The sequence below is a fragment of the Lysobacter koreensis genome, from assembly GCF_042677045.1.
GTDB lineage: Bacteria > Pseudomonadota > Gammaproteobacteria > Xanthomonadales > Xanthomonadaceae > Lysobacter_K > Lysobacter_K koreensis.
The window spans coordinates 252,207-278,359 of sequence record NZ_JBHTIH010000004.1 but is presented as its reverse complement, the minus strand read 5'-3'; the positions used below and the strand labels follow the sequence as shown (position 1 = coordinate 278,359).

General features: G+C 66.7%; 31 protein-coding genes. All 31 read right to left on the bottom strand.

The genetic code is table 11. The features are described 5' to 3' along the window. Positions 1-195: 195 nt before the first annotated feature. Positions 196-2,136 carry a phospholipase D family protein gene (locus tag ACFQZQ_RS10930; RefSeq protein WP_386812823.1) on the bottom strand — a complete coding sequence of 647 codons (1,941 nt, stop codon included), beginning with the start codon at positions 2,134-2,136 and terminating at the stop codon, positions 196-198. A gap of 13 nt (positions 2,137-2,149) precedes the next feature. After that, positions 2,150-2,713: a YceI family protein gene (locus ACFQZQ_RS10925; protein WP_386812822.1), complete on the bottom strand. Its 564-nt coding sequence runs from the start codon at positions 2,711-2,713 to the stop codon at positions 2,150-2,152. Further along, positions 2,704-3,180 (bottom strand): SixA phosphatase family protein, encoded by a 477-nt coding sequence (locus ACFQZQ_RS10920; RefSeq protein ID WP_386812821.1) that lies wholly within the window; start codon positions 3,178-3,180, stop codon positions 2,704-2,706. The genes ACFQZQ_RS10925 and ACFQZQ_RS10920 overlap by 10 nt, the downstream gene beginning before the upstream one ends. An 85-nt stretch (positions 3,181-3,265) precedes the next feature. Beyond that, entirely contained in the window at positions 3,266-3,898 is a 633-nt protein-coding gene (locus ACFQZQ_RS10915; RefSeq protein ID WP_386812820.1) for a nucleotide-binding protein, read from the bottom strand. A gap of 92 nt (positions 3,899-3,990) precedes the next feature. Then, positions 3,991-5,079 carry a hypothetical protein gene (locus tag ACFQZQ_RS10910; protein WP_386812819.1) on the bottom strand — a complete coding sequence of 363 codons (1,089 nt, stop codon included), beginning with the start codon at positions 5,077-5,079 and terminating at the stop codon, positions 3,991-3,993. A 346-nt stretch (positions 5,080-5,425) separates the two neighbouring features. Further along, positions 5,426-6,424, bottom strand: coding sequence for a helix-turn-helix transcriptional regulator (locus ACFQZQ_RS10905; RefSeq protein ID WP_386812818.1), 999 nt, complete (start codon positions 6,422-6,424; stop codon positions 5,426-5,428). Positions 6,425-6,596: 172 nt separating this feature from the next. Continuing rightward, positions 6,597-8,834 carry a winged helix-turn-helix domain-containing protein gene (locus ACFQZQ_RS10900; protein WP_386812817.1) on the bottom strand — a complete coding sequence of 746 codons (2,238 nt, stop codon included), beginning with the start codon at positions 8,832-8,834 and terminating at the stop codon, positions 6,597-6,599. Positions 8,835-9,114: 280 nt separating this feature from the next. After that, positions 9,115-12,135 carry a TonB-dependent receptor domain-containing protein gene (locus ACFQZQ_RS10895; protein WP_386812816.1) on the bottom strand — a complete coding sequence of 1,007 codons (3,021 nt, stop codon included), beginning with the start codon at positions 12,133-12,135 and terminating at the stop codon, positions 9,115-9,117. A gap of 183 nt (positions 12,136-12,318) precedes the next feature. Further along, positions 12,319-12,819, bottom strand: a complete 501-nt coding sequence (locus ACFQZQ_RS10890; RefSeq protein WP_386812815.1) for a hypothetical protein — start codon at positions 12,817-12,819, stop codon at positions 12,319-12,321. Between the two features lie 74 nt (positions 12,820-12,893). Then, positions 12,894-13,259: a GNAT family N-acetyltransferase gene (locus ACFQZQ_RS10885; RefSeq protein ID WP_386812814.1), complete on the bottom strand. Its 366-nt coding sequence runs from the start codon at positions 13,257-13,259 to the stop codon at positions 12,894-12,896. A gap of 128 nt (positions 13,260-13,387) precedes the next feature. Beyond that, on the bottom strand, positions 13,388-13,759 hold the full coding sequence (locus ACFQZQ_RS10880) for a nuclear transport factor 2 family protein (RefSeq protein WP_386812813.1): 372 nt from the start codon (positions 13,757-13,759) through the stop codon (positions 13,388-13,390). A gap of 95 nt (positions 13,760-13,854) precedes the next feature. Continuing rightward, entirely contained in the window at positions 13,855-14,265 is a 411-nt protein-coding gene (locus tag ACFQZQ_RS10875) for a DUF6855 family protein (protein WP_386812812.1), read from the bottom strand. Positions 14,266-14,371: 106 nt separating this feature from the next. Beyond that, positions 14,372-14,788 (bottom strand): DUF1801 domain-containing protein, encoded by a 417-nt coding sequence (locus ACFQZQ_RS10870; RefSeq protein ID WP_386812811.1) that lies wholly within the window; start codon positions 14,786-14,788, stop codon positions 14,372-14,374. Positions 14,789-14,879: 91 nt separating this feature from the next. Continuing rightward, positions 14,880-15,272 (bottom strand): hypothetical protein, encoded by a 393-nt coding sequence (locus ACFQZQ_RS10865; protein WP_386812810.1) that lies wholly within the window; start codon positions 15,270-15,272, stop codon positions 14,880-14,882. 135 nt (positions 15,273-15,407) lie between these two features. Then, positions 15,408-15,896, bottom strand: coding sequence for a GNAT family N-acetyltransferase (locus tag ACFQZQ_RS10860; RefSeq protein WP_386812809.1), 489 nt, complete (start codon positions 15,894-15,896; stop codon positions 15,408-15,410). Between the two features lie 102 nt (positions 15,897-15,998). Next, the gene (locus ACFQZQ_RS10855; RefSeq protein ID WP_386812808.1) at positions 15,999-16,199 is read right to left on the bottom strand and encodes a hypothetical protein; all 201 of its coding nucleotides are present in this window, start codon (positions 16,197-16,199) and stop codon (positions 15,999-16,001) included. Between the two features lie 86 nt (positions 16,200-16,285). Then, positions 16,286-16,714 carry a hypothetical protein gene (locus ACFQZQ_RS10850; RefSeq protein WP_386812807.1) on the bottom strand — a complete coding sequence of 143 codons (429 nt, stop codon included), beginning with the start codon at positions 16,712-16,714 and terminating at the stop codon, positions 16,286-16,288. Continuing rightward, positions 16,707-17,165 carry an SRPBCC domain-containing protein gene (locus ACFQZQ_RS10845; RefSeq protein WP_386812806.1) on the bottom strand — a complete coding sequence of 153 codons (459 nt, stop codon included), beginning with the start codon at positions 17,163-17,165 and terminating at the stop codon, positions 16,707-16,709. The genes ACFQZQ_RS10850 and ACFQZQ_RS10845 overlap by 8 nt, the downstream gene beginning before the upstream one ends. 133 nt (positions 17,166-17,298) lie before the next feature. Next, positions 17,299-17,694, bottom strand: a complete 396-nt coding sequence (locus ACFQZQ_RS10840; RefSeq protein WP_386812805.1) for a GFA family protein — start codon at positions 17,692-17,694, stop codon at positions 17,299-17,301. Between the two features lie 477 nt (positions 17,695-18,171). Next, positions 18,172-18,660: an AAA family ATPase gene (locus ACFQZQ_RS10835; RefSeq protein ID WP_386812804.1), complete on the bottom strand. Its 489-nt coding sequence runs from the start codon at positions 18,658-18,660 to the stop codon at positions 18,172-18,174. A gap of 73 nt (positions 18,661-18,733) precedes the next feature. Further along, positions 18,734-19,186, bottom strand: a complete 453-nt coding sequence (locus ACFQZQ_RS10830; RefSeq protein WP_386812803.1) for a YciI family protein — start codon at positions 19,184-19,186, stop codon at positions 18,734-18,736. A gap of 491 nt (positions 19,187-19,677) precedes the next feature. Beyond that, positions 19,678-20,052 carry a hypothetical protein gene (locus ACFQZQ_RS10825; protein ID WP_386812802.1) on the bottom strand — a complete coding sequence of 125 codons (375 nt, stop codon included), beginning with the start codon at positions 20,050-20,052 and terminating at the stop codon, positions 19,678-19,680. A gap of 60 nt (positions 20,053-20,112) precedes the next feature. Further along, a complete protein-coding gene (locus ACFQZQ_RS10820) occupies positions 20,113-20,412 on the bottom strand; it encodes a hypothetical protein (RefSeq protein ID WP_386812801.1) in 300 nt (99 codons plus the stop codon). A gap of 69 nt (positions 20,413-20,481) precedes the next feature. Beyond that, positions 20,482-20,784: a hypothetical protein gene (locus ACFQZQ_RS10815; RefSeq protein ID WP_386812800.1), complete on the bottom strand. Its 303-nt coding sequence runs from the start codon at positions 20,782-20,784 to the stop codon at positions 20,482-20,484. 86 nt (positions 20,785-20,870) lie between these two features. Continuing rightward, a complete protein-coding gene (locus ACFQZQ_RS10810; RefSeq protein ID WP_386812799.1) occupies positions 20,871-21,152 on the bottom strand; it encodes a hypothetical protein in 282 nt (93 codons plus the stop codon). A gap of 123 nt (positions 21,153-21,275) precedes the next feature. Then, positions 21,276-21,665 (bottom strand): DUF6869 domain-containing protein, encoded by a 390-nt coding sequence (locus ACFQZQ_RS10805; RefSeq protein ID WP_386812798.1) that lies wholly within the window; start codon positions 21,663-21,665, stop codon positions 21,276-21,278. 57 nt (positions 21,666-21,722) lie between these two features. Continuing rightward, positions 21,723-22,028 carry a hypothetical protein gene (locus ACFQZQ_RS10800; RefSeq protein WP_386812797.1) on the bottom strand — a complete coding sequence of 102 codons (306 nt, stop codon included), beginning with the start codon at positions 22,026-22,028 and terminating at the stop codon, positions 21,723-21,725. Positions 22,029-22,085: 57 nt separating this feature from the next. Then, on the bottom strand, positions 22,086-22,733 hold the full coding sequence (locus tag ACFQZQ_RS10795; RefSeq protein ID WP_386812796.1) for an ankyrin repeat domain-containing protein: 648 nt from the start codon (positions 22,731-22,733) through the stop codon (positions 22,086-22,088). 816 nt (positions 22,734-23,549) lie between these two features. Then, positions 23,550-23,765 (bottom strand): hypothetical protein, encoded by a 216-nt coding sequence (locus ACFQZQ_RS10790; protein ID WP_386812795.1) that lies wholly within the window; start codon positions 23,763-23,765, stop codon positions 23,550-23,552. Next, on the bottom strand, positions 23,762-25,414 hold the full coding sequence (locus ACFQZQ_RS10785; RefSeq protein WP_386812794.1) for a putative 2OG-Fe(II) oxygenase: 1,653 nt from the start codon (positions 25,412-25,414) through the stop codon (positions 23,762-23,764). The genes ACFQZQ_RS10790 and ACFQZQ_RS10785 overlap by 4 nt, the downstream gene beginning before the upstream one ends. Further along, positions 25,411-26,130, bottom strand: a complete 720-nt coding sequence (locus tag ACFQZQ_RS10780; RefSeq protein WP_386812793.1) for a 2OG-Fe(II) oxygenase — start codon at positions 26,128-26,130, stop codon at positions 25,411-25,413. The genes ACFQZQ_RS10785 and ACFQZQ_RS10780 overlap by 4 nt, the downstream gene beginning before the upstream one ends. Positions 26,131-26,153 lie beyond the last annotated feature (23 nt).

Here is a 26,153-nt window from a genome sequence, read left to right as displayed (position 1 = left end):
CCAGGATGGCGACGCGACCCGATCGTCGACCCGGAGCACACCCCCGTCCCGGATTACGCCGCTGGCGCCTACACCGAGCTAGCCGCAGCGCCGCCAGGCCCTTGTTGTGCCGAGCCTGCTCGGCACCCCCACGTCCCATAACGAAAAGCGTGCCGAGCAGGCTCGGCACTACGGGGTACACCCCGCCGGACGGCGCTACAGGATCGGTGCCAGCCCCGCGCCGAACGCGGTGAAGATCCGCGTGGTCAGGCCCTTGAGGCCGAGGTCGACCTCGGGGAAATCGCCGACCGGGCGGTAGCACGCGCGGAAGCCCGGGGCGTCTGGCGGCAGCGGCTGCGGGCACGCCGGGCCGGGCACGAACTCGTAGCTGGTCGCGTAGCGCCAGGGCCACAGGTCGAACACCGGCAACTGCTCGAACACCTTGCCGACCGAGTAGTCCAGCCCCGACAGCACCGGCAGCTTGTCGCGGCGCGCGATCACCCACGAGTTGGCCGGGGCGATGTCGCGGCGGATGCTCGCGGCCAGCGCGCGGGCGAACGCCGGGTCGTCGATCACCACCGCACTCTCGGTGTTGTAGTGGTCGCCGCGCGGGTCGAAGTTGTGGGTGCCGACCACGCCGATGCGCTCGTCGATCACCAGCGACTTGGCATGCATGCCGATGCGCACGCCGGCGCGCTCCAGCGGCACCGGCTGGTTGGCGCGGCGGCCGGCGTAGCGCAGCGCCGCGTACTCGCGCGATAAGGCATGCCGGTAGTGCGCGCGGTCGACCGCGCTGCCGCGGTCGTAGCGCCGGCGCAGCTGCTTGCGGTCGGGGCGCGGCACCGGTTCGGGCGCGGTGTCGGGCAGCAGATCCGGCAACGGTGCGCCGGTGCTGGCGATGTCGATCGGCGCGTCGAGCGGGAATGGCTTGTACTCGTAGATCTGGAAGCCGAACTCGCGCAGGTAGCGGCGCTTGTACTTGTGCGACAACGCGTAGGCGATGAACGCATCGGTCGAGGCCAGGCTGTTCGTCGACACCACCACCCGCGGTGCATCCGCGCGCGCGCGCAGTGCGCGGAACATCTGCTGGGCCGGCTTCGACAGCACCAGGTACGGGGTCTGCAGCAGCACTTCGTGCTGCGCCGACTCGATCAGGCCGCGCAGCGACTCGGACGCGGCCGCGTTGTCACGCGCGTCGCCACGGTGCTTGTCGGGCGAGTCGGACACGTAGCGCACCGCGCCGACCGGCAATGCCTGCGACGCCAGCGCGCGCTCCACCAGCGCGGCGTCGGCGGCGTCGGCGAGCATCGCCGCGGCGCGTTGCGGGCGTTCGAACACCGCCGCCGGCAACGCCGGCACGCCGCCTTCGAGCAGGCGCGCGCCGACATCGGTCAGGCGCTCCACCGGCACCGAACGCCGGTCGTTCCAGAACGCGACGAAGTCCGCGTCCATCGCCTGCGCGCCGGGACCGGCGACGAGCACGTCGCGGTCGCGGAAGTTGTACTCGTCGTCCCAGTCGTAATAGTCGTCCTGGTAGTTGCGCCCGCCGGCGATCCCGACCGCGCCGTCGACCAGCAGCAGCTTGCTGTGCATGCGCTGGTTGAGCTTGCGCCAGCAGCAGGCCGCGGCCAGCAGGTACTGCGGCGAGCTGATCTGGGCGCGGCGCAGCATCGGGTTGTACAGGCGCACCTCGAAGTTGACGTGTGCACCCGCCAGCGCGGCGAGCGTGTCGACGTGCTCGAGCGCCGACAGCTGGTCCATCAGCAGCCGCACGCGCACGCCGCGGCGCGCGGCGGCGAGCAGCTCGTCCAGGACCAGCCGGCCGGCATCGTCCTCGTCGAAGATGTAGGTCTGCAGGTCGATCGCGGTGGTCGCGCTGCGGATCAGGTTGATGCGCGCGAGCAGCGCGTCGGTGCCGCGGTCGAGGATCAATGCGTAGTGGCGCGGCGCGTCCGGCGTGGACTGCGCGAACGCGCGCGCGGCCAGGCCGCGCAGCGGCGACGGCTGCGCGCACGCGTCCTGCGTCGCGCACTCGACCTGTGCGCTGCGGGCGGCGACCGCGATCGCGCTGGCGCGGTCGCGCTGCGCCGGGGTCAGCGTCGCGCACGCCGACAGGGCGAGCAGCAAGGTGGCCAGCAGGGCGCGCAGCAGGGGCATCGACGGGGACCTGTTAGAGCGATTGGTCGCGAAGGCGGACGCGCATTGTGAAGGACACGCGCGCATGCAGCGCCAGTTGCCAGCTGTCCAGGCCGTAGTCCTCGCGCCGCACGCTGCCGCGCGCGACCACGTCGCAGTCGCGGCCGGGGCGCGCGCACGTGGCCGCTTCCAGGCCGAAGGTCTCGACGTGGCGGGTGCCGTGCAGCGACAGGGTGCCGCGCAGCGGGCCGCCGTCGCGCAGCAGCGTGTCGGCGTAGGGCTCGGACACGAACTCGATCAGCGGGTAATTCTCGGCGTCGAAGAAATAGCGGCCGCGCGCGAGTGCGGCGTAACGCGGCGAGCCGGCGACCTCGACCGAGCGCGTCGCCAGGCGGATCCGCACCTGGTGGCGGCCGTCAGGCAGCGCGCTGACCTCGCCGTCGTAGTCCGGGAAAGTCCCGGCGATGCGCGGCCCCCAGCGCGTGCGCACCTCGAAGCCGAAGCGCGTGTGCGCCGGGTCGAACTGCTGCGCGGCCGTGGGCCACGCCAGCAGGCAAAGCAGCAGCAGGCCGAGCCGCGCGCTGCGCGTCACGGCCACCAGAAGGCGCTGAGCTGCGCCACGCCCGGCTCGATCGCCGCGCCGACCGGCACCGTCAGCACCGCGATCCCGCCCGGCGGCATGCCGCGGTAGTCGCCCGACTGGCCGGAGTGCATCAGCGCGGCCAGCTGTTCGAAGCCGGGGTTGTGGCCGACCAGCAGCAGCCGCTCGGCGTCGTGGTGGGTGTCGGCCAGCGCGATCAGCGTGCCCGGGGTGGCCTCGTAGATCGACGGCTCGATGCGCTGGTCGACGTAGCCGACCGCAGCCAACACCGCCTCGAGGGTTTCGCGCGCGCGCCGGGCCGGCGAGCACAGCACGCTGTCGGGTACCAGCTTGTTTTCGGCCAGCCAGCGGCCGGCGGCCTCGGCTTCCGCCAGGCCCTCGGCCGACAACGGCCGGTCCATGTCGGCCTGGCCGGGGGTGGCCGGTTCGGCGTGGGCGTGGCGGAGCAGGATCAGTTCGCGCATTCGTGGCCTCGGTAGGGGACGTTCGGGAGGGTGCGATCAGTGGTTGCGATCAAGGCCATAACGTTTCGCGCGGTCGCGCCGCGGATCACGCTTTCTTCAGCCACTTCAGCAACGGCTGCCAGTCGGCCTGGTGCTCGCGCACCTGCGCCGAGTGGTAGTCGAACAGGCTCTTGCCCAGCGCGGTCATCACCACGTAGGCCTGGCTGTCGCGCAGCTGCGCGACCACCGGGTACGGCCACGCGCGCAACAGGTCGACCGATTGCTGCGAGGCGTTGGTCCACGGCTTGAGCTTGTTGCCGACCAGGCCCACGCGCAGCGCGCCCTTGCGCACGCGCGGGTGGCGCGCCAGCGAATCCAGGAACGGCACGGTGGCCTCGATGTCGAGCGTCGACGGCGGCACCGGCACCACCACCGCGTCGGCGATCTCGAGCAGGCCGTCGAGGTCGTCGGCCATCGCCCCGGCGCGCGCGTCGATCACCAGCCGCTGGGTGTCGTCGGGCAGCTGCTTGCGCCAGGCCTTGCGGCTGGTGCCGTCGATCGGCAGCACCGCCGAGTCGAGCACCGCGCGGCGATGCGCCCAGCGGGTCGAGGAACCTTGCGGGTCGGCGTCGAGCAAGGCCGTGTGCAGGCCGTCGAGCGCCGCGTGTGCGGCGAGGTGGGTGGCGATCGTGGACTTGCCGACGCCACCCTTGGAACTGGCCACCAGTACGGTCTTCATCGAGCCCCCTTGGGCGCTCACTCGACGGAGCCTGCAGCGTACACCGGGCCTGCGAAGGCGACCATCACCGCCAGCGCGGTGTGCGATCACGCTCAACCACGCGGCGGCGGGCGGCCGCTGGTGACCAGAGCGCGGTTGTACGGGTTGCTGGGCAACCATCCGGGTGGCGGTGACGCCAGGCCGAGTTGCTGCAGCCGCTGTTGCAGGGCGGGGACCTCGCCGAGGCGCCAACTGGCAAGCACCTGCTCGCCCGTCATGAACAAGCCTCCTCGTGAGTACTGCTGGTATTGCCAGTGGTGCAAGCGATAGCGCTCGCGCCAGGCGCCGCCCTCGGGGCCATCGGCGGTCAGTTGCACCAGCGTCGGCAGCGCCATGCCGGGGCCGATCAACGTGTCGCTGCCGGCCAAGTGCGACAGCACTGCGATGCACGGCGCACGTCGTGCGGGTGGCGGCCCGATCCCGTCGCGCAGCCCACAGGCCTGCATCAGCCCCTGCAGCGCCGGCGTCAGCAACGCGCTGGTCACTGCGGCAACCTGCGATACGCGCAGGTCGACATCACTGGCGGGACGCTTCCAACCCATGCCTTGGCCGAACAGTTCGCGTTCGGCCTGGCCCAGCGGGGGCAATGGCAGCTCTGCAATTTCGGCATAGCCCGCGAGGCCGGCATCACCGAAGTGCAGGTCGTAGCGATCCGCGGCCGCCGCCAGCCGCAGGTAGCGGTCGACGGCGGCGGCATCGCCGCGCTGGTGCGCGGCCTGCAGTTCGATCAGCCAGACCGCGGCGTTGTCCGGCTCCAGCCGTTGCAGGCGCGCCAGCGCTGCGTTCGGGTCGCATTGCGCACCCGGGCAGTCCACGGCCTGCAACCACGCGACCAACACGTCATCGGGGTCGAGTTGTGCAGCGCGCTCCAACGCCTGCCTTCGTGCCGCCTGCATCGCCGCGGGGTCCGCATCGCCCGACGCCAGCGGCAACAACAGCGCGTACGCCAGTTGGCTGCGCGCGTCGGCCTGGGTGGACAGTTGCTGGAGACGGTTTGCGAGCGCGGCGTTCCAGTCGCGTTGCCAGCGCTCGATCTCGGCGCGCGTGGCACGAGCGGCCGGCGTCTGCGCGGTCAGCAGCGCCAGCAGCGACGCTGGGATGGTCGGGGGCGATGCTGGTGCCTGATCGGGGATAGGCGCCACGGCAGTTCCCGGGGGGGCTGCGGCGGCGCCCTCATGCGGCGCCCGCTCGCAGCCGAGGCAAAGCGCGGCAATCAGGGCCAGCACTGACAGCCGTCGAAAATCCATTTCTTGGTTATTCCCGGAGCGCCCATGGCGGACGCGTCAGCCTACCCCACCGCTCCCGGCGCGTGCGACGGCAAGACCAGCAATCCGTCGCAGCGACCGTGGTCAACCGTCGTCGTGGCGCCGCGCGTTCGCCACGCGCCGCCCCGTCACCGCGAACGCTGCGTGCAAGACCGACGGTGCGCTGGCGCGCAGCAATAGGTCACTCGCTACGCTCGGAATGACAGTTGGGAAACTCGCGGCCCTAGAGCCGCGCGCTATCCCCCAACTCGAAGCGCAACCGCGCGCGGCGTGCGGCGCGATGGCGCAGGCGGAACTCGGTGGCGGTGGTGCCGCTGCGGGCGCGGAATGCGCGCGCGAAGCTGCAGGCATTGTCGAAGCCGCACGACTCGGCGACCTCGGTGATGTCCATCGCGGTGGTGGCCAGCAGCTCGCAGGCGCGCTCGATCCGCAAGCGCGACGCGACCGCCTGCACGCCCTCGCCGTACAGGGTGTGGAAGGTCTTGGACACGTACCAGATCGAGTAGTTGGTGATCTCCGCCAGCTCGCTGATGCGTACGATGCGGTGGGCGTTGCCTTCCAGGTACAGGTGCGCGCGTTGCATGCGGTTGAACACGCGCCGCTTGCGGGTCAGCGAGTAACCCGGGCAATGCCCGAGGCCGGCGATCGCGTTTTCCTGCACGCCCGCCAGGTGGAGTGCCAATGGCCGCAGGCTGCGCTTGAGCATCTCGTCCGGGCAGGTGATGTGCGCCGGCAGCTGCCGCATCGGCACCCGCCACAGGCGCAGCGCGACGGCCAGGTGGCGCGCCGCCATGCGGCCCTTGCCGACGAACAGGCCGTGCTCGAGCGGCGAATTGAACAGCTCGCTGGGCAGCAGAAGTCCCAGGGTCAGGCCGCCGCGCCCGCACTGCAACTCCGGCGCGGAGTCGGCGTCGAACGCGATCCAGTCGCCGGCGTGCAGCGTGAACGCGCCCTCGCGGGCGCGCACCTGGGTGCTGCCGCGCACCTGCACCCAGACCGAGAATGCCGGCGCCGCCAGCTTGATGCTGCCGAAGCGCGACAGCCCGGCCCAACACACGCGGCGGTGCTCGCGGCCGGGGCCGATCTCGATGAAGCGGCCCTGGTCGGCCCAGGCGTGGTGGCGCGCGGCGACGTCGGCCGGCGCGGCCGGGTCGCGTCCGTGCAGGACGTCGGCGAAGGTGGTGACGTGCGGGTGGGCGCTGCGGATCCGTGTGCTGGCCATGGCCGGCCTCCTGTCGAGAGAACGGCCTCCTGTGTGCGCGCCTTGGCCGGCGATGTCCTAGCGTTGTCCGCAAGCCTTGCCGAAATTGCCGCGCAGAAGTTCTGAAGAAAACCTGAAAGCCCCGCTCCGCAACGGTTTGCGCGGCGGCCTGCTAACGCTATCCGAGCAGGCCCTAGCGCGGCAGCCGCGCCCAGCCGATGTCCTGGCTGCCGTCGGTGCTGTAGGAGTAGTACAGCTGGCGGCGCGCGGCGTCGAAGCTGATCCCGCTGAGCGCGCCACCGCGCTCGTCGAGGCACGGCGCGGGTGTGCGGCTGGCGGGGGCGGCGACGGCGATCCAACGCAGATTGCAGTCGCTGTCCGAGCCCAGCACCCAGGTGCCCGCGGGAGACACGACCAGGCGTCGGGTCTGCACGTAGAAGCCGGCCTCGGGCATCACCAGTGGGGCCGACGGATCGCCGCCGGTGCGCAGATTGTCGAGCAGGGTCGGCGCCCGCAGCGCGAGGTCGGTCTGCCAGACGCCCCAGGAGGCGGTGCGCACGAAGATGATGCGCTGCCCGAGCGGGTCGAAGCGGGCCATGGCGACGTCGTCGAGCTGGGCGCGCACTTGCCACGGGGTCTTGCCGCGGTCGTACAGGGTCATGCCCAGGCGCCCGGCGCCGCGATCGGCGATCACCAGCAAGTGCTGCGGGTCGGGCAGGTAGCTCGCGAACGTCGGCTTGCCGTCCGGCAGCGCCAGTTTGCGGACGCGGCCGCCGGCCGGGAAGATCTCGAACAAGGCCTCGTCGCCACCCTCGCTGCCCACCATCAGCAGCTTCTGGCCGTCGCCGTCCCACACCGCCGGGTGCCGCGGAAACGGCGTGAAGCCTTCGATCGGACGCAGCGAGGTCGGCCGCCCGACCTGCCCCCACCACAGGCGCAGGTCGCCGCTGCGGTCGGACGCGAACACGATCTGGCGGCCATCGGGCGACACCGACGGCAGCAGCTCGCTGCCCGACGAGGCGAACACCGGCTCCGGCGCCGACCGCGCGCCTCCGGCCGGGGCCGCGATCGGCACCCGGAACAGCGCGGTGCGGCCGTCCTCGATCACGAACGCCAGCGACGGATTCTTCAGTGCCACGCTCGGCGACATCGCGCCCTCGATCCCGAGTGGCGTCACCTTGCGCGACGGCAGCGCCAGCCGGTACAGCATCGGGCCCAGGCCTTCGTGGGCGGAAAACACGATCGCGTTGCCGTCCGGCGCCCAGGACAGGCCATACAGATTGGCTTCCAGCTTGGTCAGCCGCTCCGGGGTGCCGCCGGCGGCGGGCATGCGCCAGATGTCGCCGCGTGAGATGTTGCGCTGGAACGCGATCCAGCGGCCGTCCGGGGAGTACGCCGGGCTGATGTCGATGTCGTTGGGCCCGCGCGCGTATGCGAGTGTGCGACTGCGACCGGTCGCCAGTTCCAACCGCTGGATGGCGCCGGTGTGCGCCGGGCCGGACATGCTGCCGGCCATGAGCAGGCTCTTGCCGTCGGGATGCCAGCTGAACCGGCTGGCGACCCGGGCGCCGTCGCAGGGGCCGATCGGGCGCGCGTCGCCGCCGGCCGCGGCCACCCGCATCAGCTGGCAGCGGCCGTCGACCGGCAGCCGCGCGAAGGCGATCTCGCGGCCGTCCGGCGACCAGGCCGCCATCACATCGCGCTCGCCGCGCGCCGGGGTCGTCAGCGCGCGCGGCTCGACCGGCGCGGTGGTCTGCAGCATCAGCACCGTGCGGTGCTGGTCCTCGAGGTAGGCGCTGTAGACCACCAGCGCGCCATCGGGCGAGACGCTGGGCGCGAACTCGCCGCCCGGCGCCGAGGTGATTTTCTCGAAGGCGATCGCCGGCGGTGATTCATCCGCCGCGGCCGGTCCGCGGCGATTGGAGGTGCCGATGGCCACCCAGATCGCCGTCGCCAGCAGCGCCACGCCGAGCACCGCCGCCAGCCGCAGTGCCGGGCGCAACGCGCGTGGCGGGGCCGGCGGCGCCACGGCAACGATCGGTTCGACGACCGGCGCGGTCGCGAGCGCGGGCGCCGCCGGGCTGTCCAGCCATTCGATCGGCGCACGCAACCGGTAGCCGTGCTTGGCGATCGTCTCGATCACCGGCTCCGCGCTGTCGAACGCCTTGCGCAGCTGCGCGACCGCCTGGGTCACCACGTCGTCGCCGGGCAGGGTGTCGGGCCACACCGTCTCGAGCAGGGTCTCGCGGCTGACCACCTTGCCCGCGTGCGCGACCAGCACCAGCAGCAGGTCGACCGCCTTGAGGCTGACGCGGTGCGGGCTGCCGCCGGCCGGGGTGATCTCGCGCACCGCCGCGTCGACCACGCAATCGCCGATGCGCAGGCGCTCGGACGGCAGGGACTGCAGGATGCTGTGGTGGAGTTTCGGCATGGGTCGGGGGGAACCGGAAGGCGCGACGCTGCGGGTGAGGACGGGCACCGTCCGGCGGCGGCAGATGCTCAGGTGGTTCGAGTGTGCACGCGTCGGCGGCATTCGCGAAGGCCGAAAGTCACGCCGCCATTGGGGCGCGCGCGCCGGCGCGCCAGGCCGAGTGGCACGAGAAAAGCCGGCCTGACCGGCCGCGCGGACGCAAAAAAAGGGCGGCCTTGTGGGCCGCCCTTGCTGACACATACCGCCGGCCAGGATCGCTGGCCGCGCTAGCGCTGCGGGATCAGAACTTCTGCGAGTAACGGAAGTAGACGAACTGCCCCGGGATCTCGTACGCGGGGTCGAACGAATTGGCGAACGCGCGCGGTTGCGTTGGCGGATCCTTGTCGAACAGGTTGTTGACGCCGACGGTGATGCGCGCGTTCCACGGCGCGTTCCAGTAGGCGCTGACATCGTGGTAGGTGACGCCGCCAATGCGGGTTTCCGCGGCGTCGCGCTGCTCGAAGGCGTCGCCGCCGGCGACGCCGTCCCACACGCCGTTGTTGTTGGCGTCGTTGGGCACCGCGATCGTGCGTTCGGTGTCGGTGCACAGGAAGCCGTAGCCGTAGTCCTCGAACGCCTGGCAGGTCTCCGTCTCCGACGAGTAGTAACGCGCGTTCCAGGTCGCGCCCCAGTCGCCCTTCTCCCAGCGCGCCGACAGGTTGGAGCGGATCCGCCAGTTGTTGGTGAAGGTCGGGCCGTCGGCCTCGCCCACGGTGTTGCCGCCCTCGTTGAAGAACAGCGGCTGGCCGATCGCGGGCACGTCCTGCTCGTCTTCGCCGAACACGCCGTCGCCGTCGATGTCGTTCTTGACGAATGCCTGGTAGGTCGTGTCCCAGACGAAGCTGAACTTGCCCCACGCGGTCTCAGGCAGACGGTAGCCCACGGTCAGGTCGTAGCCCTCCACCTCGGTGCCGCCGATGTTGGTGGTGGTGTCGAGCAGCGTCTGGATATTGCCGTCGGCCCGGCGCGTGTACAGCGCGCAACTGGGACCGGTGCCGCCGGAGTCGACGCATTGCTGGATGATGTTTTCGCCGCCGATGGTGGTGATCGCGTCCTCGATCTTGATGTTCCACCAGTCCAGGGCGATGTCGAAGCCCGTGATCCAGCCTGGGCTGTAGACCAGACCCAAGGTCTTGGAGGTCGACGTCTCGGGCAGCAGGTTGGGATTGCCGCCGGCGGTGATGCGGATCTGCGGGTTGTCCTGGGCGTAGCCCCCGGGCGCCACGCCTTCGGCGATGCAGCGCGATTGCGCGGCCGGCGACAGGTTGCCGAAGTTGGCCACGTTGCACGGGTCGCTCAGGGTCGGGAAGTTGTCGGCCTGGCCGGCGAACAGCTCGGCGATCGACGGCGCGCGGAAGCCCTCCGACCAGTTGCCGCGCACCAGCAGGTCGTCGATCGGTTTCCAGCGGAAGCCGAACTTGCTGTTGAGCGTGTCGCCGAAGTTGCTGTAGTCGGAGTAGCGCGTGGCCAGCGAGAAATCCAGCAGCTTGGCGAACGGCATGTCGACCAGCACCGGGATCGCGAACTCCAGGTAGGCCTCGTCGAGGCTGTAGCCGCCGTTGGTGGCGGTGCGGTCGCTACCGTTGGTCTGCCCGGAATTGATCAGTGCATCGGGGGAGTCGTACCCCGATTCGGTGCGGTGCTCGACCCCGAACGAGACCGCGAACGGGCCGCCGGGCAGGTCGAACAGGTCGCCGCCGATATTCGCGTAGTAGGTCTGCTGGGTGTAGTTGTATTCGTCGTGCGCGTCGATGCCGATGAACGCGAGCTGCGCCGGGGTGATCGTGCCGGGGCCACCGATGAGGTTGACCGGCACGCAGCCGGCGATCGCGGTGCTGGCATCGCCGGCGGTGGCGACGCAGGTCGGCACGCCGTTGATCAGCAGCGACGGACCGATGCCCTGGCGCAGGGCCGCCAGGCTGACCAGGCCGCGAGTGGTGTTGTTGGCCTTGTTCTCGCCGCGGAAGTAGCCCGCTTCCCAGTCGAAGTACCTCTCGCCGAAGGTCAGCGTGCCTTCCAGGCCGGCGTTCATCGCGAATGTGCGCACGTCCTGGTTGAACGAGCGGCCGCCGGTCTCGACCACGCGGCGGTTGATGCGGGTGATGTCCTCGCCAAACGTGTTGTAGAAGTTGCTGCCCGAGATGAACAGCGTGCTCGCCACCGGCGTGGCGCCGGAGGCGGTGCCGCCGACAATGTTGGACGACGCCAGCAACTGCTCGGATATGCGCTGGTTGTAGATGATGGTGGTCTTGAAGCGCAGGTTGTCGCTGATGTCCAGCGAACCGCTGGCGAACACCGAGCGGCGCTCCTGCGGGGTCAGCAGGTAGTTCTCGGGCGCGAAGTTGTAGAGGTCGGCGCCGTTGATGTACGGCCGGAACGGCGTGCCGGCTCCGTCCCGGGTCAAGGTCCCCGGCCGGCAGCCGCCGCCGGGCAACTGCGCGCCCACCCCGACCACGGCGCCGGTTGCAGTGGTGCACGGGGTCGTGCCGAAGCCGAAGCGGCCGTTCGGGCTGGTGCCGCTGCCGCCCAGCGCCGCGCCAGTACCGATGATCGGCTCCTTGGAGATCGCACGGTCACCGGCACCCACCGGCTCTTCCTTGACGTAGTTGAAGCCCATCATCGCGCTGAAGCGATCCGACGCGGTGCCGATCAGGAAGTCGTACGACTGGCGGAAACCGTCGCCCTTGTCGAACACACCGACGTACGCATTGGCCTCGGCGCCTTCGAAGTTCTTGCGCAGGATCACATTGACCACGCCGGCGATCGCGTCGGAGCCGTAAATGGTGGAGGCGCCGTCCTTCAGCACCTCGATGCGCTCGACCGCGGCGGTCGGGATGGTGTTGAGGTCGACCGCGCCACCCAGGCCGGTGCCGCCGACCCAGCGGCGGCCGTTGACCAGCACCAGGGTGCGGTTGGAGCCGAGGCTGCGCAGGCTGACCTGGGTCTCGCCGTTGCCGGCGTTGTTGAAACCGCTGTTGAGCGCGGACCCGTTCGTGGTGATGTTCTGGATCACGTCGCCGACCGAGGTCAGGCCCTGCGCGGTGATGTCGTCGCGGCTGAGCGAGAAGATCGGCTGCGAGGTCTCGACATCGGCGCGCTTGATGCGCGAACCGGTGACCTCGATCCGGTCCAGCGTGGTGGTGTCTTCGTCCGGCGGCGGCGGCGCGTCCTGGGCGTGGCCCAGCGCGGGCAGCAAGGCCAAGGCAATGGCGGCGGGCAAGGAGGCGAACGGCACCGCAGGCCGTGGAATGGGGTGCTTCATGGGGTCATCTCCGCTGAGCGTTATGGGCGCGTTAAACACGCGTCCACGCTAAGCGCTGCCCCACCCGATCCGCCTACCCGCAGTTGGTAAGGGTATTTGCCCGTGTTGGTATGGACGCAGACCCAACGTGCGGCCGCCGACGGCCCTGTGCGCGAGGACCGCGGCGCGCCACCCGGGCCGCGATTACCGCTCGCCGGCCGCGATCCGCGCCAGCTCCGCCGGCAGCCTTTGTTGCAACTCGCGCAGCAGTTCGCGCGCCGCGGCGCTGTCGTTGGGCTTGCCGTCCAACCAGCCCGCGCGCACCCGGGTCAGCATGCCGCGCTTGGGATCGTCGATCACCAGCGCGCGCGTCATGACCAGGAACCGTTCGCCGCGATAGCGCACCGCGTAGATGCCGAGCATCTGGGCGCGGCTTTCGTAGGTCACCCCGTCCAGCCGCACCAGCACTTGGCCGACCGCGTTCCAGGTGTCGAGCATGCTCGCGGCGATCGCGAACTCCGCGCGCTCGCGCGGCGCCGTTTCCGCGACGGCCGGTGGCGGTGCCGCGGTGTGCGCTTCGTGCGGCGGGCGCGGCCGCGAACTGCAACCGACACCGGCCGCGAGCGCCAGCGCGCAGGTCGCGAGCAACCACGCGCGCAGCGCGGTGCGGCACAGGACGATCGGGTGATCCAGCTCGACGGCCATCGCAAAAACTCCCTGTCGGCGCAGGGGCAAGCTACCGCGCGGCGGGCGTCGAGGCAAAAGCCGCGCTCGCACCGCTACGCCGACGGCGCGCGGAGCATCTGCCAGTGGGTCGCGGTCTGGCCCACCACCACGAAGCCAAGGCGCTGGTACCAGGCCTTGGCCGGGTTGACCTTCAACACCTGCAGCCAGACCGGCTGATCGCCGGCGCGCGCGATGACCCCCGAGAGGACGGCGGTGCCGTGCCCCCGGTTCTGCTGCGCGGGCAGGATCTCCAGCGAACAGACCTTGACCGGGTTAGCGCCGTGATCCACCACCAGCATGCCGATGGGCCGCGCATGCCACTGGATGATCAGCGCCCTGGCCGGATCGAAGCTGGTGTCGAACCGCCGCGCCTGGTCGACCTCCTCCCAACCCCAGGTCGCGTCGACGTAGCCGCGCATCGTCTGCCGGTGCAGGTCCCAGCAGAAGGCGCGGTCCTGAGCCGTGGCTGGTCTCAACGCCAGCATCGCTGCTCCAGGTCGGCCCAACGCCGGATCACGCCGGCCTGCATCGGGTCGGCTTCCACTTCTCAGAACATCCCCCGTGCGTTCGGCGATTGCGCCGGCACTTCCTGCACCACGTCCCACATCTCCACGATCTTGCCGTCGCCATCGAACTTCAGGATATGCACGACGGCGTAGCGCAGGTCCGCGCCGGCACGCGTCAGGCGCGAGTGGATCGCGACGGTGTCCGCGTCCTCGATCGCCTGGAGGACCTCGAACGACTGGTTGCGCGCGGTCGCCGCGCTTTGCACCATGGCATCCAGCAGCGACGGGCGGTGGTGCGCAAAGCCGGGATTGTGATGGGTGAACCCGGGTGCGACGTGGCGTGCATGCGCCTCACGCACCTCGCCGGCCGCGGCCATGCGCAGGTACTCGATCGCCGTTGCCTTGTTGGCCATGCCGATCTCCGCATTGCTAGTCGCAGCGCCTGCAATCCCGCCCGGCCGGGCCCCGCGAGGCAGGTGGCTGGAATGAATGCCAGCCGTCACCGCCGTTACTTGGCGCGCATGCGATTGTTCCTGGGGTTGTGCTCCAGCTCGCACAGACCCAGTTCTTCCATGAGCGGCGGTATGTAAACGCCGAAGCGGCCGCGCAGGCCCTTCTTGAGACCGTACCAGCCACCGACCGGATTGGACTCCGATCGCCCCCACGCTTCTACCGTGCCTGCCTTGGCCGGCTTCTGCTCGTCTGCGCCGCCCAGTTCAACCCAGTCCCCGGCGCTCTTCAGCATGGCGTGCAAGTCGTCGATGCAACGCGCGTCATAGTGCAGGACCGTGCTGCCGACTGTGCACACGAGCAGCTTCTTCCCGTCTTTTTCATCGGTGTGCATCAGGTACTCCGACGTGCCTGGCGGTGTCTTCAGCTTCCAAGGCTTGTCTTTGGCGCGGGTCAGCGAAGTAGCCATCGCAGTTGCTCTCCGAGAGTTCGGGTGGGGGCAGTGCCCCTGATTCCGGCGTTACGCCGAAGCGCGAAGCAGCCTCGGCTTGAACCAATTGTCGAGCGCCGCCGCCCTAGCCATAACGCTGCCTTACTTCGGCGATGGAACCGACGACAAGATCTTCGAGCACCGACCGGTCAAGATCGGCCAGCTGTTTGAAGTACAGACACGCCTTGCCCATCTTGTGTTTGCCCAGCCTGGACAGCAAGGACTTGGGCTCCTCGCCCTCGCACGCCAGGTACACCACCAGTTCTCGGCCACGGATGGCAAAGGCCGCCAACGGGGCTTCCCCGGTTCGTCCACTGGCGTAGGTGTACCGGTAGCAGCCATAGCCGACGATGCTGGGCCCCCACATTCTTGGCGCGTCGCCGGTGAGCCGCTTGAACAGCGCCATCAACTCGGCGCAGTCGGCGCGCTGCTGCGCGCTGGCCCTGGAGGCAATGTAGTCCTCGACGCTGGCGTCGGTGGGCTGGGTCTTGTTCTGGGTCATGGGGATAGTCCGTGGTTCCCGGTTCTCGGCGCCCGACACCGCAATCAAGCCACGCCGCGACGCGGCCTCGGCCCAATTGAACCCCCGGGCATCACCGCCGTGCAACCTGCACGGTGACGCCCTGCATGGCGCCACCGGCAACGATCTCGTCGACTGTCGCTCGATCGGGGATGGCGAACGCCGGGCCAGACTCGATCCAGACGACGCTTTCTCCACTGGCCAACGTTGACAGGCGGGCTTTCAGCTCCCTGACAGACCGCATCACGCCGGCAGCTGCCAGAACTTTCTGCGCGGTCTTGTTGCGGTTCGTTCCAGGCACGAGTACGAACCGCCACTCGCGCGTGGCCGGATCGACCCAGCTGTAGAGCTCGACCCCCTTGAACATGGGCCTGGCCGCCCGAACCGCGGGCTCGCCCGACGCATGGCACGCAGCCGGCGCAATCAGCACGAACAGGAGCAGCGCCGGGAAAACTCGATGAGCCATGGTGGGATGCCTCTCGCCTGAACTGGGCCGGGGCGCAACGCACGCGCCGAAACTTGACGCAGCAACTGCCATTACCTGTATCAGCGAAGCAACGGCTATTCGGTCGCCAAGGGTGGTCGCGCCTGCCGGTCGAATTCAGATCATCGCTGCTTGCAGCGAAACCTGCTTGGTGCCAGCTGCAACCCACTGCCGGCCCACCTCCTTGAAGCCGAACCTGTCGTGAAACGCACGAGACGCCGGATTGGGCGGCTCGATGTTGTACTCGCAGGTGATTGCTTCGACGCGATGCGCCCGCGCGAACTCGAACATCTCGCCATACAGGCTGCTACCGATCTTGCGCCCCGAGAAATCGGCGCCCACGACAATACGATCCACGTACAGGAAGCTGGGAAAGCGACCAGCAAACCATTGGTAGTTGTCGTTTTGGTAAGGCGCACCCTCGCGCAGTGCAATCAGAAACGCCGCCACGTGGCCATCGACCGTTGCCACCTTGCAATAGCTGGACAAGTGCACGAGCAGGCCAAGCCGATCCCGGTCCATCTGGCTGGTTTGTTGAACCTCGGCGTCATTGAGCCTGACGACGCGTTCGAAGTCGGACTCGACCATGTCGCGGATATGGATCATGCACAGACCTGACGCCAGAACTGGATTGGCCCGCGCCGCGGGCTCGGCTTGAATTGTTGGGCGGCCGACCGAGGCCGGCGACCTACCGCGCGCTGAAACACATCAGCTGCCCAAGTCCGCGCGGTGTTGCCAACGGAAGACCAGAAACACGCCGACAAGCCCAAGTGGAATACAGACGATCCATTGGGCCGTGTCGTTGGGGATCAATACGACCAGCAGCCAACAAGCCAGAGCGGTGAGCGCAAGGCCGACACCCAGCCGCCAGTACGCGAACAGATCCACGATGCCAACGATGAAATCCATGAGTCCCAACATTGTTCCCCCTGCCGCCTGACGTCTGAACTAGGCCGAGCCGCGAAGCGGCTTCGGGTTGAATGAACTGTCAGCGCTCATGGCGACTCGCGCTTGAGAGGCTCCCACGCCAACTCGCCCGAAGGGCTGAGTGGCTCGAGGACCTTATCGCTGGCGACTCGTACTCGCGCCAGCCAGTCCACAGGCTTCTCCGTCTTCGCGACCAGTTGAATCATGTCTCCGCTTAGCGACCACGTGCCCGAGGCCTCGTGCCACGGGCCGATGTCTCCTGCCAGTTGCGAGGTGTACGTGCCATCGCGGTCCAGGCACAGACGCAGCCGGTTGTAGCCGATGCCATCGCCTGCCGCATAACAACCAGCCACGCGGTGCGAAATCGGCGCTACCGACGCACAGGCGCTGAGGCTGGCCAAGATACTGAAGACTGCGAGCCATCTGTGCATGATCGCTAGCCTCTGAATCAAACCGAGCCGCGAAGCGGCTTCAGCTTTGAATGAACTGTCAGGCATCAGCCTTGTCTGCGGTGATAAGAGCAGCCTTGTCACGCACCATGTTGCCTGACTGCCCCGTCTCCAAGAGACTCTTCAAGTCACACAGAACAATCGTGAACCCCTCCGTAGCGTTCAGGGCCTGCGACGATGCATCTGTGCCCTTGAAGCCGATGGCAGTTACCGAGACCCTGGTGCCTATTGCATCTTGCGGATGGAGTTTGATCGTGACGGCAATGCCGTCAGACCACACAAACGTGATGGCTTCACCTGCAACGAACTTGGTGACCTTGACGGTCTCACGCGCACCTTGAACCAAGAACTCCCACTCAACGACCGCATCTTCGGCTAGCGGGCCGCTCGCGCTTTTCAGCCAGAATTTCTCAAGCGTGCGCGGATCAGTGAACGCATCAAAGACGTCGTTCGGCGGCTTGCGGATCAGCATTTCCGCGCTAGCGGCAATCTTGCTCATGATCTGTTTCCTCCAAGGCCGCAGAACATCTTCATCTGATGCTTGACCGTTGAGCTAGGCCACGCCGTCAAGCGGCGTCGGCTTGAACGAACTGTCGGGCTTCACCGCAGTTGGCTCGAGGGACCACGCCGGATCAAGCAAGGTGCTCGGCGGATGCCGGTGGAACGACCCAACTGTGCATGCGCTCCTCATACACGGAAACGCTGGGAGGAGGAAAGCCCGGATCAGCAAACGCGCCTACTGGAACACTGACGTAGTCGGGCATGGACAGCGGCTCGTAGTAGACGGTTGCCCCGCACCTGGGACAGAAGTGGAACTTGGCGCCCGGGCCCTCATCTCCAGCCAACACGAACTCAGACGAGATACCCGAAGGCGAGACGTTTGCACGAAGGAATCGGGCTTGATGACTGAAGGCGCAACCTGTGCGCCGCTGACAAGCAAGACAGTGACAGATGGACACCCGCACTGGCTCGCCCGCGACGTGGGCGGTGAGCTGACCACAACTGCATGAGGCAAGTCGCTCGATCATGAAGTTTCCTAGCGATCACCTCGTTTGTGGGGCCCAACGCCTGAACCAAGCCGACGCCACTTGTGGCGTTCGACTTGAATGAATTGTCAGGTTGCCACGCCGGAAGCTTGGGCAACCAAGAAATGATAAGCGCCGTAACCCAAAGCCAGCGCAACGGCTGCCGACGCCGCAAGAGAGCCCCAATAGTGCTCGGGCTGCTCTGACTTGCTGAAGCGAGCTACCCAGCCGCTATCCAGGCCATAACCGGTGACTACTTGGATAGCGAGCGGAACCAAGCCAGCGATCGCGATGAGGACTGCCCGAACTCCGGACTCCAGGCCAATGGTCCGACCCCACGAAGCGCCGCAAGTGACCAAGGTGGCTACAAGCCAAAACGCCCAACCGAAAGATTTTTCCCTGAACTGCTGCATTACGGCCATAACAAGCTAACGCCTGAATTAGCCCCAGCCGCGAAGCGGATTCGGCTTGAATGAATCGTTAGGCCGCGACCGCGCTGCCACTTAGGCGCTCGCTCTTCCGGCCCCTGAAAGAATCGAAGATCCGACGGTGGGCGTGGTACGACCACTGATCCTGCCGCTCGTAGTAGCCAGCCACCCAAGCTTGCAGATTCTCCAGCATCCCGTCTTGGGCTTCTTTTGAGGCGTACTTGTGAGGCTCCCACGGACGCGTGCGGTTGTGCTCCAGGCACGTCTCCAGCCCCGGGTTGAGAAAAACTAGTTCGGTGCAATGGTGGGACGTAGCTTGCACGAGCTCGCCGTAGCAGCCCTCAATGGCCCAGCGTTGGTGCTCGGACAGGAACGCAGCCAAGGAAGTCGCGATCGCATCGGCTGGACGCTGGACTGCGATCTTGCCGGGCTCCCAGACGATGGTATCGAGGTCGAGGTGGGCCAACCCATGCTCCTCGGCCAATTGCTTGGCCAACGTGCTCTTGCCAGAACCTGAGTTGCCGAAAACGAGAACTCTCATAGCGGCCTAGCGCCTGAGTTAAGCCGCGCCGCGAAGCGGCCTCGGCTTGAATGAATCGGTAGACGCTTGCCCGCTACTGGGGGGCAATACGCTCATGTGTAGAACTTACCGTCATCAGCGCGGCTGAGGCGTATAAAGCGTGATATTCGGCAACCATCTCGCCCGACTTGATTACAGGGTCTGTGGCAACGAGTGTTTCGGCTTCCTCAAGTGATGGAACGGCAAAGATGAACATGCCGCGCCAGTCAGTTTTGTCTTCGAATGGTCCGGCAAGCACCAACTTTCCCGCCTTGGCTAGGCGCTCCATGTTGTCAAAGTGTCCCTTGAGCATGTTGGTGCGGTCCGGTCCGTCCGGAACTCGTTTAGGTCCCGTCTTCAGGATAACTAGGATGTACCGACGCATCCCGCGCTCGTCCGCGCCTAGTTGTTTCGCAGTAGCGGAGTCGGCGACCACAGCTTTTGATTGCGCATGAACTCCCGTGGAGAGGAGGAACGAAAGGCACATTGTGTAGATGATGGTTTTCATAGACACCTCGCACAAATGGTTCAAGCGCCTAACGCCTGAATTAAGCCGACCCGCAACGCGCTAGCCGGTGAGTGGTTGCAACAGAACAACGACACAGTTGAACCATCTAACTAAGCGGGTTCGGCTTGAATGAATTGTTAGGGGTGCAGCCTAGCTTTGGCCTCCCTGCTGAGCAATGGGCGGAGTTTTCGTAGAAGGTCACTGGGGCCTAGCCCCTCAAAGAACGACGTAGCCACCGCGTTCTCAGCATCGCCTCCAGACGCGACGGCATCGTTGAGGATGGCAGCTAGCCGCTCAAGTTGATTGGGCGAGGCATCTATGCGCGCGAGGAACGGCAAGAGAGTCATGTACACAGAATGCAGCGATGCATCTGGTAGCAGCGCGCCCTCGCTGTCGCGAATCCACTCTGCCTGGAAGGTAGGAAACACTGCGTCTAGGGCAGACAAGAGAGCCGATTGCGACTGATGATCCATGCACGCCTAACGCCTGAATTAAGCCGAGCCGCGAAGCGGCTTCGGCTTGAATGAATTGTTAGGCGCGCGGCGACGAAGCCACCAACCGCCGCCAACAGCAAGAATTTGGACGATCGGGCCGGCCCAGGAAGCGACCACATACAAGAAGCTTGCCTCTTGGAGTATGGCGGGGCCAACGTCTGGGCTGTGGACCTCAATGAGCTGGGCTGCAAAGAGGACACCCGTGATGGGGAGCAGGACGAAGAGCCAGCCAGGCTTGAACCGCGCCGCCAGAAAGCCTAGAAAGCCGACTACCGCTGTCATTGCAAGGATCGATGTCATGGACGGCTCCTTATCCATGACCTCTGCGCGAGCCACGATTGGAAAGGCCATCAATGCGAGCAGCTGTTTCATAAAGCGCCTAACGCCTGAAATTAAGCCGAGCCGCGAAGCGGCTTCGGCTTGAATGAATTGTTAGCGCTCATCCGCGCGACTGACCACAAGTGTGTACAGGTAGGCGGCCGGCCAAAGGAAGAGGCAAACGAAGAACCAGAACTTGCTACCGGCACGAGCGGCGCGACGCAAAGCTACGAACATTGAAGCAAACACCGACAGCGCCACCAACAGAACAAATGCCTTCTCCCCGAAGCTCATCTCTTCGCCGGTCAGGCCGCCATCCAGCATTCTGGGCGGACCGGAAATGGCCCACAGGTAGAACACTGCCGAAGCCAGCAACGCGAGCGAAACGAGTGGAGCGGCGTTGTCCTTGCTCATGAGCGCTAACGCCTGAATTAAGCCGAACCGCGAAGCGGTTTCGGCTTGAATGAATTGTTAGCACTCTGGCTACGCATAAGCGAGTGCAAAGATGGCGATAAGTAAAAGAATCCCAAGTAAAGCGCCAAATAGTGCGGCCTGACGCGGGGTGCGGCATAACAACAGCAGTGGCAAGCAACCCAACAGCACCACAACTAGGCCATAGGCACGTGCATCGTTCCCGAACAGCGGGCCCGCATAGCCAAACCGAGTGAAGCGTTCCGGCGCGTGCGCCTGAACAATTATGTAGGCACCGTATGCGATGACGAGAAGGGCGATGATCAACGCCAGCCAGCGTGTCTTCGCTTTTATCGCTTTCTCCGGTTGCGACATTCTCAGTCCTGAGTGCTAACGCCTGAATTAAGCCGAGCCGCGAAGCGGCTTCGGCTTGAATGAATTGTTAGACCCCGCGCGGCCCATCACAGAGCGAGCGCCAGCATGAGCGCCGCAACCAAAGCCAACGCTATCAGCTGCATGAGCCAAGCGCCTTTGGATTGCCGCAGAAAAAGTTGCCCGGTTGCGAAGGCCGCAAGCGCGACAGGTGCCAAGAACATGCCGGAGAAAGCCGCGAGTAGGCCGCCATGAGAGTCGCCCGCCAGAGGATGCAATGGCATTGAGATGAGGTAGAGGCTCCAAGCGCCGATGCCCGTAGCCACCAGGAAGTTTGCATACGCGACTAGCTTGCGGGATTGAGAGGTCATGGCTCTTGCGGGGTCTAACGCCTGAATTAAGCCGACCCGCAACCGGCAGATCGGGAAGTGGTGGCAATGGGACAACGACACATATGAGCCAAGCAACGAAGCGGGTTCGGCTTGAATGAATTGTTAGGCAGAATTGTCGGGTGTTGCGCGTGCGAGCTCAACGCGAGCCCAAACCTCAGGCGGACCACTCTCCCAGGCACTGTGGAGCATGCGGCGGAACACTGGGTCCATGCGCGCTTGTAGTTCAAGGCGATCAATGAACTGCGGTCCTGAGCAGTTAAGCAGATCTTCCAAGAGGCCCGCACCCACCATGCCCAAAACTTTCTCAGAGGGGCGACGTTTAACGACCTGTAGAATGCCGGCCCAGCACTCTTCCGCTAAATTTCCGGTGAGCTCGACCATGAACTCATAGATTGCTGGCCGGTCGGGATGTGATTCGTCCGAGTCCTCGTAGGAATCCTGCGCGCGGATGTACGCCTCGGCCCACTCTCCCAAACTCGACCATCTGTCCATGCTGCCTAACGCCTGAATTAAGCCGAGCCGCGAAGCGGCTTCGGCTTGAATGAATTGTTAGGTGCCAGCTGACAGCACCTGCCACGCGATGATAGCCACAAACAATATTGGCGGCAGCGCGAGCACGCCCAGCTCCAGCTTGCGATGCAATGGGCGGGGTGCGGGAAGATCTTGGAACGCCGAGTAGCCGAGCCGGATTGCGATGGCAGACAGCAGGCCGGAGACAACGAGTGCGCTTGCCGTAAGAAGCAACCACAGCATTGCGTGCTTGCTGTGCTCGGCGGTTGGCCGGAGCGCGTAGCCGACCGCTATTGGCAGAAGAATTGCCGAAATAGTTGCCACGAGTGATACGACTCTTTCCATGGCACCTAACGCCTGAGTTAAGCCGAGCCGCGAAGCGGCTTCGGCTTGAATGAATTGTTAGCGCTCATGCCGGGAGAGTTTGAGGCCGTGTCTCTCAGCAAGCGATTGAGCTCTGGGGTCGATGGCTGCACCAGCAGAAAGCAACACATCTACCATCTCCTGATTGCGACAGCCAATTGCGTAGTGCAATGCAGTGCCACCATCTGTGTTCTTTGCGTTTGGCGTTGCGCCGGCAACCAACAGGGCGCGAGCTACATCAACTCTGCCGTTAGCGGCGGCCGACATAAGCGCAGTTGCTCCGTAGGAGCTAGAAGCGTTTGGGGCGACGCCACTAGCTAACAAGAACGGCAACGCCTGCATTGAATTATGAAGCGCCGCGTCATGGAGCAAGGTATTGCCAGGGGAGTTAAAAGAGTACCCGAGAGTGCTAAGGCGCTTGAAAGTTGGAATGTCGTCGGAAATGACAGCTAGGTTTAGTGGACTAAGGCCCGTAGGATCGGACAACCCGCCTCGGTCAATGCGAGCTAGGGCCTGAGCCATGGCTTTACGCTGATGTTCCGGGATTGGCGCGGGTTGACAGAACTGCCCATCAAGCTCCGCATTGATGATCTCGAGAGCCAGATCGCGTGCATCACTAAAGAAATCTCGCGCCGCACATCCAGAAGATGCGGCTAGTAAAACGACAAATGCGATGACCTTGCTCATGAGCGCTAACGCCTGAATTAAGCCGACCCGCAACGCGCTAGTCGGTGAGTGGTTGCACTGGAACAACGACACAACTGAATCACCTAACGAAGCGGGTTCGGCTTGAATGAATTGTTAGGCATGCGACTCACCAGCAATGAGCGCCTCAAGAGCCCTCACGGCTGGGAAGATATTTGGGTGGGAACGGAGCCAGCTGCAGCCAAGGTACTCACTAATGGATTGGCCGCCCAACACGTCAGCAAGCCGACCTTCCACCGCAGCTCGCGCCAATAGCTGGCTCCTGTGCATCGCCAGTTCGCTCTCATTAGCAAGCGGCTCTCCCATCTCCGCCACCCAATCCTTTTGGATGGCCGACGTGAGCTTGCCGGCTGCTTGTTCGAGTGCTGTGCGATTCCGTGGCATGCCTAACGCCTGAATTAAGCCGACCCGCAGCACGCCAGTCGGTGAGTGGCTGCAATTGAACAACGGCACAGGCGAACGAAGCAACGAAGCGGGTTCGGCTTGAATGAGTTGTTAGGGCGCAGCAACCCGCCAGCTCCCACTTGTGGCTCTACCGAAAGACTACCCACCGAACACTCCGCGAGCTGCGAGCCGATCCGATCGCCGCAGACCGACGCTTTGCCGAGAAGCCGCGACGCGCCATGCCGCCGAAGCGGCGCTACGCGCAGACTGACGACCTGGCCGAAGCAACCCAAGCCCAACAACAACGCACCTGTGTTTGATGCGGCCTAACGCCTAGTAGACCCCGGATCGGGTCATATGCACCGATGGTCAGCTGCGCGTCCGGGGCGCGTCAAGGCAATAAGTTGCTCGGTATCAAGCACTTGCGCAGTGGCTATATCGGCCCAGCTTCACCGGGCCGATTTTTTTATCGGGCGCTTTTTCACATATGCCCTTTATTTCCTCGCTTCCGCGGTCTATCTGGTACGGAAAACCGCGCAGCAGCAACGGATGCCGGCCCTGGTCGTTCAGAAATCCACTGCGTCCGCGCCGCCGCGAGGCGTTGGCGAGCGGGCCGATGCCTACGCTCAAACCGCGGCCAGGTCGAACGAGATGCTGATGCGCTCGCCGTCGCCGCGGTACGGCAAGGTGCGGTGGAACAGGTACGACGGGAACAGCAGCAGGGTGCCGACCTGCGGGCGCACGCGGCGCAGGGCGTGCTCGGGCCAGGGCGGCAGCGTGGCGTAGGGGCGGCCGAACTCGATCCAGCCGGCGTGGTCGGGGTCGTCGTCGCGAATAGCCGCGGGCAGTTCGACGTAGTACGCGCCGGACAGCCACGACTCCTCGTGGATGTGGGTGTCGATGTAGCCGGTTTCGGCGGCCTGGGTCGCCCAGACGTGCAGCCGGTAGTCGCGCGGGACGTGGCGCAGGAACAGGTCGTCGGCCGCGCCGGCATTGGCCTGTGCGCGGCAGCGGGCGATGAACGCGTCGATTGCCTCGCGCAGCCGCTGTTCGAAACCGGCGATCGCGGCGGTGCGGTCAGCGAGCAGGTCGCCGCTGAGGTAGGCGTTGCGCGCGGCCAGGCCGGCCGGCTGCCAGCGCTGCTGGCTGTGGCGGCGGATGTCGTCGGCCAGCGCGGCGTTAAACGCGCTGGCGCCGGCGAAGCCGTCGGGCACGGGCACCGCGAGCGCGTGCACGTGGCGGTGCAGGCCGAGCAGGTGCGTGGCGGCGTCGAGCTGCGCGTTCGCGGCCAGCGCCACGCCCAGGTGCGCGATCGCGCGCTGGTCATCGCCGTGCTCGCGCAGCAACGCTGCCAGCGCATCGCGCGCGGCGCCGGCCTGGCCGGCGTGCAGCAGCGCGATGCCGTGCTGGCGGCGCAGCGCGACGCTGGCGTCGCCGGCGTCCACCGCGGCGGCGTAAGTGGCCACGGCCTCGGCGCTGCGGCCGTTGAGCAGCAGTTGTTCGCCGAGGGTGTCGATGGTGTGCGGGTCGTGCGGCGCGAGTTGCAGCGCGCGGCGCGCGTGGGACTCGGCGCGCGCGGGATCGCCGAGCTTGCGCAGCACGATGCTGGCGTTGCGGTGCGCTTCGGCGAGGTCAGGATCGAGCTGCAGCGCGCGCTGCGCGAACTGCAGGCCTTCCTGCAATGACTCGCGGTCGAACAGGTTCGACAGCAACGCGGCCAGCGCCTGGTGCGCGCCCGCGGACTGCGGCTGCAGGCGCAAGGCGTTGCGCGCGGCGGCGATCGCCGCGGGGTACTGCTGCAGGCGGCCGTGCGCGGCCGACAGGTTGTTCCAGGCCTCGGGCCACGCCGGGTCGCGTCGGGTCGCGGCCTCGAATCCGTCCACCGCCGCGGCGAAATCACCGCCCACGAACGCGGCAGTGCCGAACCGGAACGCGGCGCGCGGTTCGCTGGCCAACGCGTCCATCGCCACGCGCAGCAGCGGCCGCGCGGCCGCCGGGTCGCCGCCGTGCAGCAGCGCGGTGCCCAGGTCGAGCGCGGTCGCGCCGTCGTGCGGACGCAGGGCGTGGGCGTGTTGCAGGGCATCGCGGCAGCCGTCGGCGTCGCCGAGCGCCTGGCGCGCGACCGCGAGCAGGCGCCAGCCGTCGAACGATTGCGGTGCGAGTTGCAGGGCCGCCTCGCACGCGCGTTGCGCCTGCGCCGGCTGCCCGCGTTGCAACGCGGCCCAGGCGTCGCGCAGCAACGCGGCGACGTCCTGGTTGCCGTTGCCGGGCGCGCTCACGCCAGCCACCAGCCGGTGATTGCGAGCCGGTCATCGGCGGCCCACGGCGCGACCAGCGACACCGCGTGGCCGGCCGGCACCGCAAACAGCGACAGCGCGTTCCAGCGCGGCAGGTAGCTTTCGAGCACGGCGCCGTCGTCGCCGATGAACTGCAGCTGCCCGCCCCAGTCGGCCTGCCAGCCGCGACTGAGGTTGAGCACGTAGGCGTACAGCCGACCTTCGTTGGACTCCGCATCGGTGTGGTAGCGCAGGAACTGGCCGCGCCGGTAGCGCGTGGCCTGTGCGTCGGTGCGGCGGATGCGCGCGTCGCCGGTCAACGCGCGCGCGAAGGCAATGTAGTCCGGCGAGTTGAACAGTTCCAGCACCCGGTGCAGCAACAGGCCGGGGTCGCGGCCCTCCTGGTAGGCGCGCACCATCATGTAGCTGTCGTAAGCGAAGCGGAAGCCGTCGTCATCGCGGCCTTGCTCGCCGGCCGAGCCGGCGACCTGCGCGTACAGCGCTCGACGCGCGGCGTCGTCCATCGCCGCGTAGCTCACATGGTCGAGCGTGCGCGCACCCTCCGCATCGCGCAGCGCCAAGGTCCACGGCACTTCGCGCTCGAGGCAGGCGCGCAGGCGCTGCGCGGCGTCGGGCTGCAGGTAGTTGTCGATCTGCGCGCGGCCGTCGCGCTGCAGCCGCGCGCGCCAGTGCGGAAGGTCGAGGGCGTCGTTGATCACCGGCGGCAGCGCGCGTGCAGTAG